This window comes from Ciceribacter sp. T2.26MG-112.2, from assembly GCF_900492205.1.
GTDB lineage: Bacteria > Pseudomonadota > Alphaproteobacteria > Rhizobiales > Rhizobiaceae > Allorhizobium > Allorhizobium naphthalenivorans_A.
Window position 1 is genome coordinate 220,745 of the sequence record NZ_UEYQ01000004.1, and the last position, 16,499, is coordinate 237,243.

A 16,499-nucleotide genomic window follows, 5' to 3' on the forward strand; every position below is an offset into this window, starting at 1 on the left:
TATGTGAGGCGAAGCAAGCTTCGCGCGCCGTTTAAGCTTATGTCAATTTAGGAAAGCCCCGATGAGATTTAAAGCGATGCTCCTTCATTTCGCCGTGATTGCCGGCGGCATTTTCGCATCCAGCTTTACCGTGGCGGCCGAACCGGTTCCGTTGGTGGGCTTCGGCGACAGCCTGATGGCCGGCTACCAACTGCCGCAGGAGGATGCTCTGCCCGTTCGCCTCGAAAAGGCGCTGGTCGCGGAGGGCGTCGAAGTGACGATCGCCAATGCCGGCGTCTCCGGCGATACCAGCGCGGCCGGGTTGGCAAGGGTCGACTGGTCTGTGCCTGACGGGACGAAGGGCGTCATCCTGGAACTCGGCGCCAATGACGCGTTGCGCGGGATTGCGCCGGAGGAGACCGAAAGGAACCTGGATGCGCTCATCGGCAGGCTGAAGGATCGTGGGATCGCGGTCCTGCTGGTTGGCATGCTGGCGCCGCCCAATATGGGGGCCGACTATGCCGCGCGTTTCAACCCGATCTATCCGAAGCTTGCCGAAAGACACGGGCTCGCCTTCTACCCGTTCATCCTCGACGGGGTGGTCACGCGCTCCGAGATGCAGCTCGAGGATGGGATGCACCCCAATGCCGACGGGATCGCGATCATGGTGGAGCGCATGCTGCCCGTCGTCCGGGACTTTGTGAAAACCATACGGGACACGCCGAAATAGGGACTTGCGTGTCCCGGCATTGCGTGATTCGCTGTGTGCATCTGCAAAAAGATTCGGGGAGCTCGCTATGCCGAGATTATTCACTGCCCTCGAAATTCCGCGAAGCGCGGCCTTGAGTCTCTCCCTTTTGCGCGGCGGTCTCCCTGGTGCACGATGGATCGATGTGGAGAATTACCACATTACCCTGCGCTTCATCGGCGACGTCGACGGTCGAACCGCCGACGAGATCGTCGATCGGCTCGACCGGATCGACCGTCCCGAATTCACGCTCAGCCTGAACGGCATTGGTTCCTTCGGTTCGAAGAAGCCGCATTCCGTGTGGGCCGGTGTTTCGCCGGCGCCGGAAATGTTCGCCCTGCAAGCCGAAATCGAGCGCATTTGCCAGCGCATTGGCCTGCCGCCCGATCCACGCAAGTTCATGCCCCACGTGACGCTGGCCCGCCTGAAGACATGCCGTGTCGATGACGTCGTCAACTATCTCGCCGGGCGCGGTGACTTCCATACCGCCCCGTTCCTGGCCAGCCGCTTCGTTCTTCTGTCCTCGAAGGAATCAGTCGGTGGCGGTCCCTACCTCACCGAGGAAGTGTTTCCGCTCCATGAGGCCCGCTCTGCCTCGAATTTTGTGACGAGGGATCTGCAGCCGCTGAAGAGCATGCTGTAGACGTCGCGGAAACCCTCGATCCCGCCGTAATAGGGATCGGGAATATCGATGTCCTGGCCGAGGGCATAGGCGCTGAAAAGCGCAAGGGTCGCCGCCGTCTGGCGCGGCGCCATGTCCTCGAGGTGGCGCAGGTTGCTGCGGTCCATGGCGAGGATCAATTCGAAGCGGTCGAAATCCGAGGGCTCGATACGCCGGGCGCGCAAATCCGATATATCTATGCCGTGCTCGCGGGCGACTTGCACGGAGCGTGCGTCCGGCGGATAGCCGATATGCCATCCGCCAGTGCCTGCCGAATCGGTCGGATAGTCGTGTTCTCTGCCGTTCTGTATCGTCATGTCACGAAAGATACCCTCGGCCAGCGGGGAGCGACATATGTTGCCAAGGCAGACGAAAAGCACAGGATACGGAGTCATCGGTCTTCCGTGGGAAAATGAGAGAGGGTGCTGATGAAATACGAGAAACTTGACGAAGCGGCAATCGCGCAACGACTTTTGGCCCTGCCGCAGTGGTCGCTGGCGCCGGACGGCAAGGCCATCAGCCATCGTTTCGTCTTCGCCGATTTCGCCGAAGCCTTTGCCTTCATGACCCGCTCGGCGCTCGTCGCCGAACGGCTCGATCATCATCCGGAATGGTCGAATGTCTATCGTCGCGTCGACGTGACCTTGACCACGCATTCGGCCGAGGGGCTGACAGATCTCGACTTCAACCTGGCAAGCGCGATGGACAGGGCCGCCGCCGGGCGCAATTGATTTTGGCGGTGGGCTTCCCATATCTTGGGCGGGTCCAAACGAGAGGATCGGACGCAATGGACGATATCAAGATCGGCGAAATCCTGCTGCCGGGCGACGAGGAAACGCAGGAGCGGCAGGAAAGCAATGTCCGGGCGAAGTTCTGGCCGACGATGAAGAAGGCTATCCGGCAGGTTCCCTTCTCGCGCGATGTGATCGCTGCCTTCTACTGCGCGACCGACCGACAGACACCGCTACGCGTGCGGGGCATCCTGCTGGCCGCACTCGGCTATTTCGTCCTGCCGCTCGATACCATTCCCGACATGTTCGCGCTGGTCGGCTTCACCGACGATATCGCCGTCCTGACCTCGGCGATCGCGCTGATCAACGGCCATATCAAGGACAGGCACTACCACGCCGCCGACGCGATGCTCTCCGACGAGGGCCAGCCTGCTGACGCGCGTGCGCAAGGCTGACGGGCCGCTGACAATCGCGGAGCCAGAACGGTCGTGAATTTTTTCCGGATTCGGGCCTTTCATTCGCGCGGAATTCTGTCGGAGCCCAACTCTCGCCAGATTTCTTTCCTCTAGATCGCCGGGGTCGAGCGAACCTGATTTTGAGCCTTGCGAATGTCTCGAAATAGGGCGATTCTCGATCGGAGCCCACGGTTTGCGGCCGGAATCGTTTCGCGTTGACGGTTTGGTAACGTAAATTAAGTCATACTGAATCAAGTTTTGACGATGGAGTGTTCGGCTCGTAGCGGCCGAACGATGGATGGACAAGCAACCGGCAGGAAGACATGTTCGTAAGAAGTAGCGTAACCGCATTGGCAATCATTCTGGCAAGCAGCACTCTCGCTGTGGCGCAGTCGCCGACGCGAATCGAGCAGTTCAAGGCATGGGGTGCTTATTCCTATAAGTCCAATGGCGGGAACGTGTGCTACGTTCTTTCCGTTCCCACTGCGAAGGAACCTGCATCGGTCAATCACGGCGACATCTTCTTCGTCGTGTCGCAGAGGCCCGGCCAGAACATTTCCTATGAGCCCCAGGCAATGATGGGCTATGCGCTCAAGGAAGGCTCCAAGGTCAATGTGACGATCGACGCGAAGAACTTCGTCATGTTCGTCAAGGACAGTTCGGCCTGGGTCGAGAATGCCGCCGAGGAGCCGGCACTGGTCGCCGCCATGAAGGGCGGCACCAACATGACGGTCAAGGCGACCTCGGCCCGTGGTACGGGGACGAATTATACCTATTCGCTCTCCGGGATTTCGGCCGCTCTCAAGCAGATCGAGAACTGCAAGTAAGACCTGCGACTCGAGTAAAATGATAAAGGGTCGGTTGCACACCGGCCCTTTTGCCGTTCGGGTCTGCGACCGGGCACCTCACATTCGGCGTGACGCAGGGCGAAAAAACTGCTAGAGGCCCCGCAAATGCCGGGCTGTCGGGATATCGGATCCCGCCCGGCTCAATTTCTTACGTTCATGCAGGATCGGGTGCGGTCGCCACGTCGATGGCGAAGGCGGCATCTTTGATCGAAAGGGTTCTGACGACATGGCTGTCATGGAGAGTGTGATGGGGCAGAGCAATGCGCGCCCCGTGCCTGTCACCAAGGCTGGAGCGGAAATGCCGACCCTGATCGGTGCGAGCCGCGAGGAACTGGGCGCGATGCTGCGCGACAAGGGTGTGCCGGAGCGGCAGATCAAGATGCGCGTCGCGCAGCTGTGGAACTGGCTATACGTCCGCGGCGTCTCGGATTTCGAAGCCATGGCCAATGTCTCCAAGGACATGCGCGAGATGCTGAAGGCCAACTTCACCATCGCCCGGCCGGAAATCGTCGAAGAGCAGGTATCCAACGACGGCACCCGCAAATGGCTGCTGCGCTATCCGCCGCGCGGTGCCGGTCGCCCCGTCGAGGTCGAGACGGTCTACATCCCTGAAGAGGGCCGCGGCACGCTTTGCATTTCCAGCCAGGTCGGCTGCACGCTGACCTGTTCCTTCTGCCATACGGGCACGCAGCGCCTGGTGCGCAACCTGACGGCCGAGGAAATCCTCTCGCAACTGCTTCTGGCGCGCGACCGGCTCGGCGACTTCCCCGACCGTGACGTGCCGCAAGGCGCCATGATCCCATCGAGCGATCGCAAGATCACCAATGTCGTGATGATGGGCATGGGCGAGCCGCTCTACAATTTCGAGGAAGTGAAGAAGGCACTGCTGATCGCGACCGACGGCGACGGCCTTTCGCTTTCCAAGCGACGCGTGACGCTGTCGACCTCCGGTGTCGTTCCGGAGATATATCGCACCGGCGAGGAGATCGGCGTGATGCTGGCGATCTCGCTGCATGCGGTGCGCGACGAACTGCGCGACATGCTGGTGCCGATCAACAAGAAATATCCGCTGAAGGAGCTGATCGAGGCCTGCCGCGCCTATCCGGGCCTTTCGAATGCGCGCCGCATCACCTTCGAATATGTCATGCTGAAGGACGTCAACGACAGCCTCGAGGATGCCAAGGGGCTGATCCAGCTGCTCAAAGGCGTGCCGGCCAAGATCAACCTCATTCCGTTCAATCCCTGGCCCGGCACCAACTACCAGTGCTCGGACTGGGAGCAGATCGAAAAATTCGCCGATTTCATCAATCAGGCCGGCTATGCCTCGCCGATCCGCACGCCGCGGGGCCGTGACATCCTGGCCGCCTGCGGGCAGTTGAAGTCGGAATCCGAGCGCATGCGCAAGACCGATCGCCTGGCCTTCGAGGCGATGATGATCGTCGGCCACGGCGAGGACGACTGAGTAGCGGTGACAGGTCTCGATGCAATGCATCACGAGAAATCATCGCCCTCATCGGGGCATGCGAATTGATTTCAAGTAATCGCTTACCTTAAGACGATCTTCGGTACATCAACATATTGGAGGCATAGGATGCGCGCCACCCTACTCGCACTTTTCGCTGCTACCGCCCTGATCCTGCCGGCCAAGGCCGAAGAGGTCACGGTCGCCGTCACCGCCATCGTCGAACACCCTGCACTTGATGCCGCCCGCGACGGCATCAAGGAGGCCCTGGCGGAGGCCGGCTACAAGGACGGCGAAAACCTGAAGTTCGTCTACGAATCGGCCCAGGGCAATCCGGGCACTGCGGCGCAGATCGCCCGCCAATTCGTCGGCGATGCCCCGACCGTGATCGTACCGATTTCCACGCCGTCCGCCCAGGCCGTCGTGTCCGCCACCCGCGATATTCCGGTTGTTTTCACCGCCGTGTCGGATCCGCTCGGCGCCGAACTGATCAAGGACATGCAGAAGCCGGGCGGCAACGTCACCGGCCTGTCCGACATGTCGCCGGTTGCCGACCATGTGGCGCTGATCAAGGAAATCACGCCGAACGCCAAGTCGATCGGCTTTATCTACAATACCGCCGAGGCCAATTCGGTCTCGACGCTTGCCGCCTTGAAGGCGGAAGCCGAGAAGGCTGGCCTGACCATCGTCGAATCCGTCGCCACCAAGTCGGCTGAAGTGCAGGGTGCGGCCCGTGCGCTGGTCGGTCGTGCGGACGTGATCTACGTGCCGACCGACAACACGATCGTCTCGGCCTTCGAAGCCGCTGTCGGCGTCGCGGAGGAAGCCAAGATCCCGCTTTATGCCGGTGATACCGACTCGGTGAACCGGGGTGCGTTGGCCGCGCTCGGCTTCAACTATTTCGACGTTGGCAAGCAGACCGGCGAGATCGTCGTGCGCGTCCTCAAGGGTGAGAAGCCGGGCGACATTCCGGTCCGCGTCGCCGCCGGGACCGACCTGGTGATCAACAAGAAGGCCGCGGCCAAGATGGGCGTGACCTTCCCGGAGAGCATCACCAGCCGCGCCACCAAGACGATCGAATAATTTCCGCCAACCGGGGCCGTGTTCGCGCGGCCCCGCCAATTTCCTGCGCACCATGCCGTGCTGAATCGGCGGTGCGCGGCCTACAAGGACTTCTCCACCGTGAGCCAAATCGCCTTCTGGGGTGCCGTCGAGCTGGGTCTGGTCTTCGCCTTCGTGGCGATCGGCGTCTATCTCGCCTTCCGCGTCCTCGACTTTCCCGACCTGACCGTCGACGGTTCCTTTCCACTCGGGGCCGCTGTCGCCGCCGTGCTGATCATCGCCGGGCTCAATGCCTGGGTTGCGAGCGCCATTGCCATGGTCGCCGGATCGGCCGCGGGTCTGGTGACCGCCATGCTCAACGTCCGCTTCAAGATCCTCAATCTGCTCGCCTCGATCCTGACGATGATCGCGCTGTTCTCGGTGAACCTGCGCGTCATGGGAAAACCGAACGTCGCGCTGCTCAACCAGGAAACGATGCTCACCCCGTTTTACGGCCAGGGCATTCCCGAATATCTGGTCCGCCCGCTCTTCGTCTTCCTGCTGGTGGCCGTCGTTGTCTTCCTCGTCTGGCGCTTCCTTGAAAGCGACGCGGGATTGGCGATGCGTGCGACCGGGGCCAATGCGCGCATGGCGCGGGCGCAAGGCGTCCAGACCGATAGCCAGATCTATCTCGGCATTGCCCTTTCCAACGCGCTGGTGGCGCTGGGCGGCGCGCTGTTTGCCCAGACCAACGGCTTTGCCGACGTCACCTCGGGCGTCGGCACCATCGTCGTCGGGCTTGCCGCCGTGATCATCGGCGAAACGCTGTTCGGCAAGCGTGGCCTGTTGATGGCGCTGATCGGCTGCGTCCTCGGCTCGATCGCCTATCGACTGGCGATCCAGCTTGCCCTGTCGAGCGATGTGCTCGGCCTCAAGGCTTCCGACCTGAACTTCGTCACCGCCGTCCTTGTCGCGGTCGCGCTCGTCCTTCCCCGCCTTCGTCGTGGAGGAGCATCCGCATGATCGCGCTGGAAAACATCGAAGTCGTGTTCGGTCGCGGCACGCCGCTGCAGAAACAGGCGCTGAAGAGCGTCAACCTGACGATCGACACGGGCTCCTTCGTCACCGTGATCGGCTCCAACGGCGCCGGCAAGTCGACGCTGCTCGGCGTTCTCGCCGGCGACGTGCTGCCGACGGCCGGCCGGGTGACGATCGGCACTGCCGACGTGTCGCGCAAGACGACGGCGACGCGCGCGGGACTTGTCGCCCGCGTCTTCCAGGATCCGCTGGCCGGCAGTTGCGGTGCGCTGTCGATCGAGGAGAACCTCGCGCTCGCCTCGCAGCGGGGCAAGCGGCGAGGTCTCGTGTCCGCGCTCGGCGGCTCGCGGCGCGGCGAATTCCGCGACCGCATCGCCTCGCTCAATCTCGGCCTGGAAAACCGCATCGCCGACCGCATGGACCTGTTGTCCGGCGGACAGCGTCAGGCGGTGTCGCTGGTGATGGCGACGCTTGCTGGGTCCGAGGTGCTGCTGCTCGACGAACACACGGCGGCGCTCGACCCGGGCATGGCCGAGTTTATCATGGGGCTTACCCAGTCGATCGTCTCGGAACGCAAGCTGACGACGCTGATGGTGACGCATTCGATGCGCCAGGCGCTGGATTTCGGCACGCGCACGATCATGCTGCATGCCGGCGAGATCGTCCTCGACGTGGCCGGTGACAATCGCAAGGACCTGCAGGTCGAGGACCTGATCGACATGTTCCGCCGTATCCGTGGCCAGACGCTCGACGACGACGAATTGCTGATCGGCTGATCAGCAGCGACAAGACGCTAGAAAGGCGCCGGCCCTAAGGGCTCGGCGCCTTTTTGTCTGGTTGGAGGATCAGCGGGCCTGGGTGAACAGGATCTTGACTGCGAAGATCGAGAAGACGCCGGCAAAGGTGTAGTCGACGGCACGCAGCACCTTGCGGTTCGCCTGTAGCCAGGACGACAGAATGTCCGCCATGAAGATGATGGCAAGGCCGATCGGCAGGGACAGGAAAATCGACCAGATGCCGAGGAAAAGGAGCTTTCCCGTCACGTTGGGATCGCTGGCGCTGACGAATTGCGGCAGGAAGGTCATGAAGAAGATGATGACCTTGGGGTTCAACAGGTTGACCCAGAGGCCGTTGAGAAAGGCCTTGGTGGGGGAGACCTGTCGTTCGCCGTCGGCGCGCACGACGAAATTGGAACCGTGGCGTATCGCCTGGATCGCCAGCCAGAGGAGATAACCGGCGCCTCCCGTCTTGAGCAGGGTGAAGGCGGTCGGCGAGGCGACGATCAGCGCCGAGATGCCGAAGGCGACCAGGATGGTGTGGATGGAGATGCCAAAGCTGGTGCCGGCCAGCGTCATCAGGCCGGTGGCGCGGCCGTCGCGCAGAGATCGGCTGATCCACAGCGTCATGTCGGGTCCGGGCGTGATGGCGAGCAGGAAGATCGCAACGCTGAAGGCGAGGATGGTCGGCAGGCTTGGAATGAAATCCATGGGAGATATCCGGAACGAAAGAAGCCCGGAATGGGCAACGCACTGGCGCCATCCATACCGGGCTCATTGCAGCTTGCCAATCCGGCTTATTGGCCGGTGAGCGTGGCCTTGAACTTCTCCGCATAGTCCGGATGCCAGCGCGACAGTGGCGGCCGGTTCTCGACGATGTCGCCGGCGGCCCAGAGAATACGCTTTTCGTCGGTCGCGCGGTCGACGTCATTGTCCGGGCACAGAATGTAGAAATCCCCGCGCTCGATGCTTTGCAGCATGAAATCGACCGTCTGTTCCGGCGTCCAGGCCCCCTCGGGCTTCACGGTGCGGCCATTGGCGGTCAGCGAGGTGAAGACGAATCCGGGGATCAGAAGATGCGCCGTGACCTGGCAGTTTGGTGTGTTTCGCAGTTCGTGTTGAAGCGCCTCGGTAAAAGCCTTCACGCCGGCTTTCGACACGTTGTAGGCGGGATCGCCGGGAGGGGTGGTGATGCCCTGCTTGGAGCCGGTGTTGATGATCAGTGCCGGCTCTCCGTGGCCGATCATGTGTGGCCCGAAGGTGCGCGTGCCGTTGATCACGCCCATCAGGTTGACCGACAGTACGTTTTCCCAGTTGGCCTGCGGGCCGAAAAGGCTGCTGCCCGGCTGGATGCCGGCATTGTTCATCAATACGTGAATGCGGCCGAAGCGCTGGATGACCGCCCGCTCGAGTGCCTCCAATTCGTCGATCTTGCCGACATCGGTCTCGATGGCCACGACATCAGTGTCTGGGTGCGCGGAGAGCGCCGCGACCTGCTGGCAGGCCTCGGAGAGCCGGTCTCCGCCAAGATCGGCAAGCACGACGCACATGCCCTTGCGGGCGAAGGCCTTGGCCGTGGCGAGGCCGATGCCGGACGCAGCGCCCGTGACGACGGCGACCTTGCCGCTGGCGATAGCTGGATGTTGCATGTCGATATCCCTTCTCGTTTGCCTTTATGGACGGAGATATGGACGCCGTTTGCGCGCGGGTCAAATCCACAAGGCCATGTTCCGCTATTCGGCAGCCTGATCGCTGCCGTGACCTCTTCCCCTTGCGCGACGCGATAATCTCGCTAAAAGTGCCGCAAACCAAGGGCCCTGGTGCATGCGGCTCAATGCTCACGAACGGACTTTCATCATGGCATCGCATAAAGACGTGAAGAAGGTCGTCCTCGCCTATTCCGGCGGGCTCGACACTTCGATCATCCTGAAATGGCTTCAGACGGAACTCAACGCCGAAGTCGTGACCTTCACCGCCGATCTCGGCCAGGGCGAAGAGCTCGAGCCTGCGCGCAAGAAGGCCGAGATGCTGGGCATCAAGGAGATCTTCATCGAGGACGTGCGCGAAGAATTCGTCCGCGACTTCGTCTTCCCGATGTTCCGCGCCAATGCCGTCTACGAAGGCGTCTACCTGCTCGGCACCTCGATCGCCCGTCCGCTGATCTCAAAGCACCTGATCGATATCGCCAGGAAGACCGGCGCCGACGCCATCGCCCATGGCGCCACCGGCAAGGGCAATGACCAGGTTCGTTTCGAGCTTTCGGCCTATGCACTGAACCCCGACATCAAGATCATCGCTCCCTGGCGCGACTGGTCGTTCAAGAGCCGGACCGATCTTCTCGAATTCGCCGAACAGCACCAGATCCCGGTCGCCAAGGACAAGAAGGGCGAGGCGCCGTTCTCGGTCGACGCCAATCTTCTGCACTCCTCGTCCGAGGGCAAGGTTCTTGAGGACCCGAGCCAGGAAGCGCCGGAATACGTGCACATGCGCACGATCTCGCCGGAAGCCGCTCCCGACAAGGCCACGATCATCAAGGTCGGCTTTGAACGCGGCGACGCTGTTTCGATCAACGGTGTCCGCATGAGCCCGGCAACGCTGCTCGCCAAGCTCAACGACTATGGCCGCGACAACGGCATCGGCCGCCTGGACCTCGTCGAGAATCGTTTCGTGGGCATGAAGTCCCGCGGCGTCTACGAGACCCCCGGCGGCACGATCCTTCTGGCCGCGCATCGCGCGATCGAGAGCATCACGCTCGACCGCGGTGCTGCGCACCTCAAGGACGAGTTGATGCCGAAATATGCGGAGCTCATCTATTACGGCTTCTGGTTCTCGCCGGAACGCGAAATGCTGCAGGCCCTGATCGACAAGAGCCAGGAACATGTCGAAGGCGAAGTGACGCTTAAGCTCTACAAGGGCAATGTCATGGTCATCGGCCGCGAGAGCGACAAGTCGCTCTATTCCGACCAGCTGGTGACCTTCGAGGACGACCAGGGCGCCTATGACCAGAAGGACGCGGCCGGCTTCATCAAGCTCAACGCCCTTCGTCTGCGGACGCTCGCCAAGCGCAACCTCAAGGGCTGAGCATCGCGCCCATCACGTTCGAGAGCCCGCCGTTGCAAGCCGCAGCGGCGGGTTTTTTCATTGCATGCGCCGCCGGGCCCGGATGAAGGCGAGATAGGCGGCGATCGACATGAATTCCATCAAGGGAATGACGGTGCCGAAGGCGGTGAGCGGATCGCCGATCATGGCGGCCGCGACGCCGCCGAGGAAGCCGGATGCCATCTGGATGAAGCCGATCAGGGCCGCCGCCGAGCCGGCGATCTGAGGATGCGGCGCAAGGCCGGCCGTGGTGATATAGGGGCTGACGAAGGCGATGCCGAAGGAGCAGACGGCCACCGGTCCCATGATCGACAGGAAGGTCGGCGGGATGAGATGGACGGACAGGGCGATCATGGCGCCGCCGATGCCGATCAAGCCAAGGCCCGTCCGCAATGCGCCGCGCTCGCCGAGCCGCCGGGCCAGCACACGCAGCGCCACCGAACCGGAGAAGAAGAAGCCCGACTGCATCAGCATGCCGAGGCCGAACTGGCTCGGTGTCAGCCCGACATGGTTGATGAGCACGAAGGGCAGCATGGTCGACTGCGCGTAGAGCGCGCCGATGCAGCCACCGAGCACCAGCGCGGAAAACAGAACACGGGGATCGCCGATCAGCGTGCCATAGGCGCGGATGAGGCGGGTCGGTCGAAGAAGGGCCCGGTCGGGCGTGGTGGTCTCCGCCATCAGAAGCCCGATCGCCAGGCTGGTGCCGATACCGAACAGGACCATCAGCACGAAGATCGCCTGCCAGCCGGAAAATGCCAGCGCCAGACCACCGAGCGTCGGGCCGGCGGCCGGTCCGATCGCCAGCATGATGCCGACCATGTTGAGGATGCGGGCGGCCTCCGGTCCACTGAACTGATCGCGGACGATGGCGCGCGACACGGTAATGCCGACCGAGGCGCCGATGCCCTGGATGAGGCGCCCGGCCAGAAGCCAGTCGACCGTGGGCGCGAAGGCGGCAATCAGGCTGCCCAGGATATAGATCGTCAGGAAGGCAAGGGTGGCCTTCCTGCGCCCGAAGGCATCGGAGACCGGACCGGCAACGAGCTGGGCGACGGCGAAGCCGCCGAAATAGACCGAAAGGCTGAGCTTGATCGCACTCTCAGTCGTGCCGAAAGCATCGACCAGTTCGGGCATGGCCGGTGTGTAGACGGCCATGGAGACGGGGCCGATGGTGGTCAGGAGTGCGCCGATCAGCGAGGTGCGGCGCTCGCTCATGCGAGCCTTTGTCATGCTGTTCCAGTCAGTCGGATTGGGTTGTCGACGTCGCTGATTTACCGGCGGGCCGTGCGGTCGATGGATCGCTGGACCATAAGGCCGAGGGAGAGATTTGGCGATAGGTCGAATGCGACCTTGATCACTCCGTGACCGACGGGAGGGCGATAAAATTCCACGCCAAGCCCTCCATGCGCTTGCCAACGCCAACCCATGAATACCATATCGCAGGACGAGCCCGGTTTGCGGGCGTCATGCAGGTCCAAAGGGAAATCGCCATGAGCACATCGTCATCCGTCAATCCCGCCGTCTTCGATTGGTCCGGCCCGAACGGCCTGCCGCGCTTCGAGGCGGTCCGCGACGAAGACTATGCGCCGGCCTTCGACGCCGCCCTTGCCGCCCATGATGCCGAGATCGACGCAATCGCCAAGAATCCGGAGGCGCCGACGTTTGCCAACACGATCATCGCCTCGGAGACCGCCGGGGATGAACTGTCGCGGGTCTCGGCACTGTTCTGGAACAAGGCCGGCGCGCACAGCAATGATGCCATCCAGGCTTTGGAGCGTGAGATCGCACCGAAGATGTCGCGGCATTATTCGAAGATCGGCATGAATGCCGACTTCTTTCGCCGCATCGACACGCTGTGGGAGAAGCGCGCCGAACTCGGGCTGACGACCGAGGAACTGCGTGTGCTGGAGCGCCATTGGAAGGGTTTCGTGAAGTCGGGCGCCAAGCTGGAGAAAGCGAAGCAGGAGCGGCTCGCCGCGATCAACGAGCGGCTGGCGAGCCTTGGGGCGCAGTTCGGCCAGAACGTGCTGGCCGACGAGAAGTCATGGTTCCTGCCGCTCGACGGCGAAGACGAACTCGCCGGCATTCCGGATTTCCTGAAGGAAGCGATGGCGACGGTGGCTGCGGCGCGCGGCGAGGGCCATGCCCATGTCGTTACCCTTTCCCGTTCTATCATCGAGCCGTTCCTGACCTTTTCCACCCGCCGCGACCTGCGCGAGAAGGCGTTCACTGCCTGGGTGGCACGCGGCATGAATGGCGGCGAGAGCGACAACCGGGCGATCGTCAAGGAGACGCTGGCGCTTCGGGCCGAAAAGGCGGGCCTGCTCGGCTATGCCAATTATGCGGCGCTTAAGCTCGACGACACCATGGCCAAGACGCCTGAAGCGGTGAACGGCCTTCTGATGAAGGTCTGGGACAAGGCGCTCGACCAGGCCAAGGCCGAAGAAGGCGCGCTTGCCGAACTGATCGCCGAAGAGGGTGGAAACCACGAGGTCATGCCCTGGGACTGGCGCCATTATGCCGAGAAGCTGCGGGCGAAGAAGTTCGATTTCTCCGAGGCGGAACTGAAGCCCTATCTGCAGCTGGAAAAGATCATCGAGGCCTGCTTCGATGTCGCCGGCCGGCTGTTCGGCATCAGGGCGGTGCCGCTCGAGGACGTGGCCGGCTATCACCTGGATGTGCGGGTCTTCGAGATCCGCGATCGCAACGACAAGCTGGTCGCCATGTTCCTCGGTGACTATTTCGCCCGACCGTCGAAGCGTTCGGGTGCCTGGATGAGTTCGTTCCAGTCGCAGCACAAGCTGCCGCTGAAGAATGGCGCAGTCGGCGAGATCCCGATCATCTACAATGTCTGCAATTTCGCCAAGCCCGAGGAGGGACGCCCGGCGCTGCTGTCGCTCGACGATGCGCGCACGCTGTTCCACGAATTCGGCCATGCCGCGCATGGCATGCTGTCCAACGTCACCTATCCATCGGTGTCGGGTACGAGCGTGTCACGCGACTTCGTAGAGCTTCCCTCGCAGCTCTACGAGCATTGGCTGACCGTGCCTGAGATCCTGAAAACCTATGCCGTGCATTATGAGACCGGGCAGCCGATTCCCCAGTCCCTGCTCGACAAGGTTCTGGCCGCTCGCACCTTCAATGCCGGTTTTGCCACGGTCGAGTTCACCTCGTCGGCACTGGTCGACATGGCGTTCCATACGCGCGGGGCGGTGGAGGATCCAATGGCGCTGCAGGCGGAGGTGCTGAAGACGATCGGGCTGCCGAAATCGCTGGTGATGCGCCATGCCACGCCGCACTTCCAGCACGTCTTCGCCGGTGACGGCTATTCTGCCGGCTATTATTCCTACATGTGGTCCGAAGTGCTTGACGCGGATGCCTTCTCCGCCTTCGAGGAAACGGGCAATGCCTTCGATCCGGCCATGGCGGAAAGGCTTAAGGCCAATATCTATTCGGTCGGCGGTTCGGTCGATCCGGAAGTGGCCTATACGTCGTTCCGCGGCCGGCTGCCGAGCCCGGAAGCCATGCTGAAGAAGAAGGGGTTGGCGGCCTGATGCCGACGATCGTGGCAAAGGGGATTCCCGGTCGCCGGTAACCAAGCCCGGCGGCCTCGGCTTTTTTCCTTTCGCAAACGCAAAAAACAAGGTATGAGCGCGGCAAAGTAACAGGCCGCCACGTCTTGTCGCGCGCCCAGCCATCAGAGATTTTTGTATGAAGATTCGCAATATCGCCATCATTGCGCACGTCGACCATGGGAAAACGACGCTCGTTGACGAACTCCTCAAGCAGTCGGGTTCGTTCCGCGAGAACCAGCGCGTCGCCGAACGCGTCATGGACTCCAACGACCTCGAAAAGGAGCGTGGCATCACCATTCTCGCCAAGGCGACCTCGGTCGAGTGGAAGGGTGTCCGCATCAACATCGTCGACACCCCCGGCCACGCGGACTTCGGCGGCGAAGTCGAGCGTATCCTGTCGATGGTGGACGGTGCGATCGTTCTCGTGGACTCGTCCGAAGGTCCCATGCCGCAGACCAAGTTCGTCGTCGGCAAGGCGCTGAAGGTCGGTCTGCGCCCGATCGTCGCGATCAACAAGATCGACCGTCCGGACGGCCGCCACGAGGAAGTCATCAACGAGGTGTTCGACCTGTTCGCCAATCTCGATGCGACCGACGAACAGCTCGACTTCCCGATCCTCTACGGTTCGGGCCGCGACGGCTGGATGAACGTCAATCCGGAAGGCCCGAAGGAGCAGGGCCTTGCTCCTCTGCTCGACCTCGTGCTGGAACATGTTCCGGAACCGAGCGTCGGTGATGAGGACGGCGCGTTCCGCATGATCGGCACGATCCTCGAAGCCAACCCCTTCCTCGGCCGCATCATCACCGGCCGCATCCATTCCGGCTCGATCAAGCCGAACCAGGCCGTCAAGGTTCTCGGCCAGGATGGCAAGCTGATCGAAAACGGCCGTATCTCGAAGATCCTCGCCTTCCGCGGCATCGAGCGCACCGCGATCGACGAAGCCCATGCAGGCGACATCGTCGCCATCGCCGGTCTGTCCAAGGGCACGGTTGCCGACACGTTCTGCGATCCGTCGGTTACCGAAGCGCTGACCGCCCAGCCGATCGATCCGCCGACGGTTACCATGTCCTTCATCGTCAACGATTCGCCGCTGGCCGGCACCGAGGGCGACAAGGTAACGAGCCGCGTCATCCGTGACCGTCTGCTCAAGGAAGCCGAAGGCAATGTCGCGCTGAAGATCGAGGAGGCCGAGGGCAAGGACTCGTTCTTCGTCTCCGGTCGTGGCGAATTGCAGCTCGCCGTTCTGATCGAAACCATGCGCCGCGAAGGCTTCGAGCTTGCCGTTTCGCGTCCGCGCGTCGTCATGCACAAAGACGAGGCGACCGGTCAGCTGATGGAGCCGATCGAAGAAGTCGTCATCGACGTTGACGAAGAGCATTCCGGCATCGTCGTGCAGAAAATGTCCGAGCGGAAGGCCGAGATGGCCGAGCTTCGGCCCTCCGGCGGCAATCGCGTCCGTCTGGTCTTCTTCGCCCCGACCCGCGGCTTGATCGGCTACCAGTCGGAACTTTTGACCGATACCCGTGGCACGGCGATCATGAACCGTCTGTTCCATGACTATCAGCCCTACAAGGGCCCGATTTCCGGTCGTGTGAACGGCGTCCTGCTGTCGAACGGATCGGGTGAAGCTGTCGCCTATGCCATGTTCAACCTGGAAGACCGCGGCCCGATGATCATCGAGCCGGGCGAAAAGGTCTATCAGGGCATGATCATCGGTATTCATACCCGTGACAACGACCTGGAAGTCAATGTCCTGAAGGGCAAGCAGCTCACCAACATCCGCGCCGCCGGCAAGGACGAAGCGGTCAAGTTGACCCCGCCGATCCGCATGACGCTCGACCGCGCGCTGTCGTGGATCCAGGACGACGAGCTGATGGAAGTGACGCCGAAGTCGATCCGTCTGCGCAAGATGTATCTCGACCCGAACGATCGCAAGCGCTTCGCCAAGGCGCAGGCGGCTCAGGCCTGATCCGTCCAGCCATTGGAAACTGCAAACCCCGGCACGCGTGCCGGGGTTTTTGTTTGTGTATTCCAGACGGCCGGGCTTGCGACGCCCCTTAAGAATGCGTTAATTTCGCTCTAG

The 16,499-nt window shown here is 62.2% G+C and carries 16 protein-coding genes; 12 read left to right on the forward strand and 4 right to left on the reverse strand.

Annotation, left to right across the window (positions count from 1 at the left end):
- The first annotated feature begins 61 nt into the window (after positions 1-61).
- Together DYZ14_RS08890 and thpR are read left to right on the forward strand one after the other, a co-directional pair.
- The gene (locus DYZ14_RS08890) at positions 62-709 is read left to right on the forward strand and encodes an arylesterase (RefSeq protein ID WP_154720331.1); all 648 of its coding nucleotides are present in this window, start codon (positions 62-64) and stop codon (positions 707-709) included.
- A gap of 67 nt (positions 710-776) precedes the next feature.
- Positions 777-1,370: an RNA 2',3'-cyclic phosphodiesterase gene (gene thpR, locus DYZ14_RS08895; protein WP_115670397.1), complete on the forward strand. Its 594-nt coding sequence runs from the start codon at positions 777-779 to the stop codon at positions 1,368-1,370.
- Here the strand turns inward: thpR and DYZ14_RS08900 are convergent.
- Complete coding sequence (locus tag DYZ14_RS08900) at positions 1,277-1,783, reverse strand: low molecular weight protein-tyrosine-phosphatase (RefSeq protein ID WP_154720332.1); 507 nt, start codon at positions 1,781-1,783, stop codon at positions 1,277-1,279. The genes thpR and DYZ14_RS08900 overlap by 94 nt on opposite strands.
- 33 nt (positions 1,784-1,816) lie before the next feature.
- Here DYZ14_RS08900 and DYZ14_RS08905 point away from each other — a divergent pair, with 33 nt between their 5' ends.
- The 7 genes from DYZ14_RS08905 to DYZ14_RS08935 all read left to right on the forward strand — a co-directional run bounded on the left by DYZ14_RS08905 (position 1,817) and on the right by DYZ14_RS08935 (position 7,739).
- Positions 1,817-2,119, forward strand: a complete 303-nt coding sequence (locus DYZ14_RS08905) for a 4a-hydroxytetrahydrobiopterin dehydratase (RefSeq protein ID WP_154720333.1) — start codon at positions 1,817-1,819, stop codon at positions 2,117-2,119.
- A gap of 56 nt (positions 2,120-2,175) precedes the next feature.
- The gene (locus DYZ14_RS08910) at positions 2,176-2,574 is read left to right on the forward strand and encodes a YkvA family protein (RefSeq protein ID WP_154720334.1); all 399 of its coding nucleotides are present in this window, start codon (positions 2,176-2,178) and stop codon (positions 2,572-2,574) included.
- 323 nt (positions 2,575-2,897) lie between these two features.
- The gene (locus DYZ14_RS08915; RefSeq protein WP_115670394.1) at positions 2,898-3,401 is read left to right on the forward strand and encodes an invasion associated locus B family protein; all 504 of its coding nucleotides are present in this window, start codon (positions 2,898-2,900) and stop codon (positions 3,399-3,401) included.
- Between the two features lie 268 nt (positions 3,402-3,669).
- On the forward strand, positions 3,670-4,884 hold the full coding sequence (gene rlmN / locus DYZ14_RS08920) for a 23S rRNA (adenine(2503)-C(2))-methyltransferase RlmN (RefSeq protein WP_445292362.1): 1,215 nt from the start codon (positions 3,670-3,672) through the stop codon (positions 4,882-4,884).
- 129 nt (positions 4,885-5,013) lie between these two features.
- Positions 5,014-5,967, forward strand: coding sequence for an ABC transporter substrate-binding protein (locus tag DYZ14_RS08925; RefSeq protein WP_154720336.1), 954 nt, complete (start codon positions 5,014-5,016; stop codon positions 5,965-5,967).
- Between the two features lie 99 nt (positions 5,968-6,066).
- Positions 6,067-6,948, forward strand: a complete 882-nt coding sequence (locus DYZ14_RS08930) for an ABC transporter permease (RefSeq protein ID WP_154720337.1) — start codon at positions 6,067-6,069, stop codon at positions 6,946-6,948.
- Entirely contained in the window at positions 6,945-7,739 is a 795-nt protein-coding gene (locus DYZ14_RS08935; protein WP_154720338.1) for an ABC transporter ATP-binding protein, read from the forward strand. The genes DYZ14_RS08930 and DYZ14_RS08935 overlap by 4 nt, the downstream gene beginning before the upstream one ends.
- 69 nt (positions 7,740-7,808) lie before the next feature.
- Here DYZ14_RS08935 and DYZ14_RS08940 read toward each other — a convergent pair whose 3' ends face one another.
- Together DYZ14_RS08940 and DYZ14_RS08945 are read right to left on the reverse strand one after the other, a co-directional pair.
- Positions 7,809-8,450: a LysE family translocator gene (locus DYZ14_RS08940; RefSeq protein WP_154720339.1), complete on the reverse strand. Its 642-nt coding sequence runs from the start codon at positions 8,448-8,450 to the stop codon at positions 7,809-7,811.
- A gap of 86 nt (positions 8,451-8,536) precedes the next feature.
- Positions 8,537-9,388: an SDR family NAD(P)-dependent oxidoreductase gene (locus tag DYZ14_RS08945; RefSeq protein WP_154720340.1), complete on the reverse strand. Its 852-nt coding sequence runs from the start codon at positions 9,386-9,388 to the stop codon at positions 8,537-8,539.
- A 208-nt stretch (positions 9,389-9,596) separates the two neighbouring features.
- Here DYZ14_RS08945 and DYZ14_RS08950 point away from each other — a divergent pair, with 208 nt between their 5' ends.
- Entirely contained in the window at positions 9,597-10,820 is a 1,224-nt protein-coding gene (locus tag DYZ14_RS08950; RefSeq protein WP_154720341.1) for an argininosuccinate synthase, read from the forward strand.
- A gap of 57 nt (positions 10,821-10,877) precedes the next feature.
- On the opposite strand, the gene DYZ14_RS08955 is transcribed toward DYZ14_RS08950, so the two are convergent.
- Positions 10,878-12,071, reverse strand: coding sequence for a multidrug effflux MFS transporter (locus DYZ14_RS08955; protein WP_154720342.1), 1,194 nt, complete (start codon positions 12,069-12,071; stop codon positions 10,878-10,880).
- 260 nt (positions 12,072-12,331) lie between these two features.
- Here DYZ14_RS08955 and DYZ14_RS08960 point away from each other — a divergent pair, with 260 nt between their 5' ends.
- Positions 12,332-14,395: a M3 family metallopeptidase gene (locus DYZ14_RS08960; RefSeq protein WP_154720343.1), complete on the forward strand. Its 2,064-nt coding sequence runs from the start codon at positions 12,332-12,334 to the stop codon at positions 14,393-14,395.
- 157 nt (positions 14,396-14,552) lie between these two features.
- Positions 14,553-16,385 (forward strand): translational GTPase TypA, encoded by a 1,833-nt coding sequence (gene typA, locus DYZ14_RS08965; RefSeq protein WP_115670386.1) that lies wholly within the window; start codon positions 14,553-14,555, stop codon positions 16,383-16,385.
- Positions 16,386-16,499 lie beyond the last annotated feature (114 nt).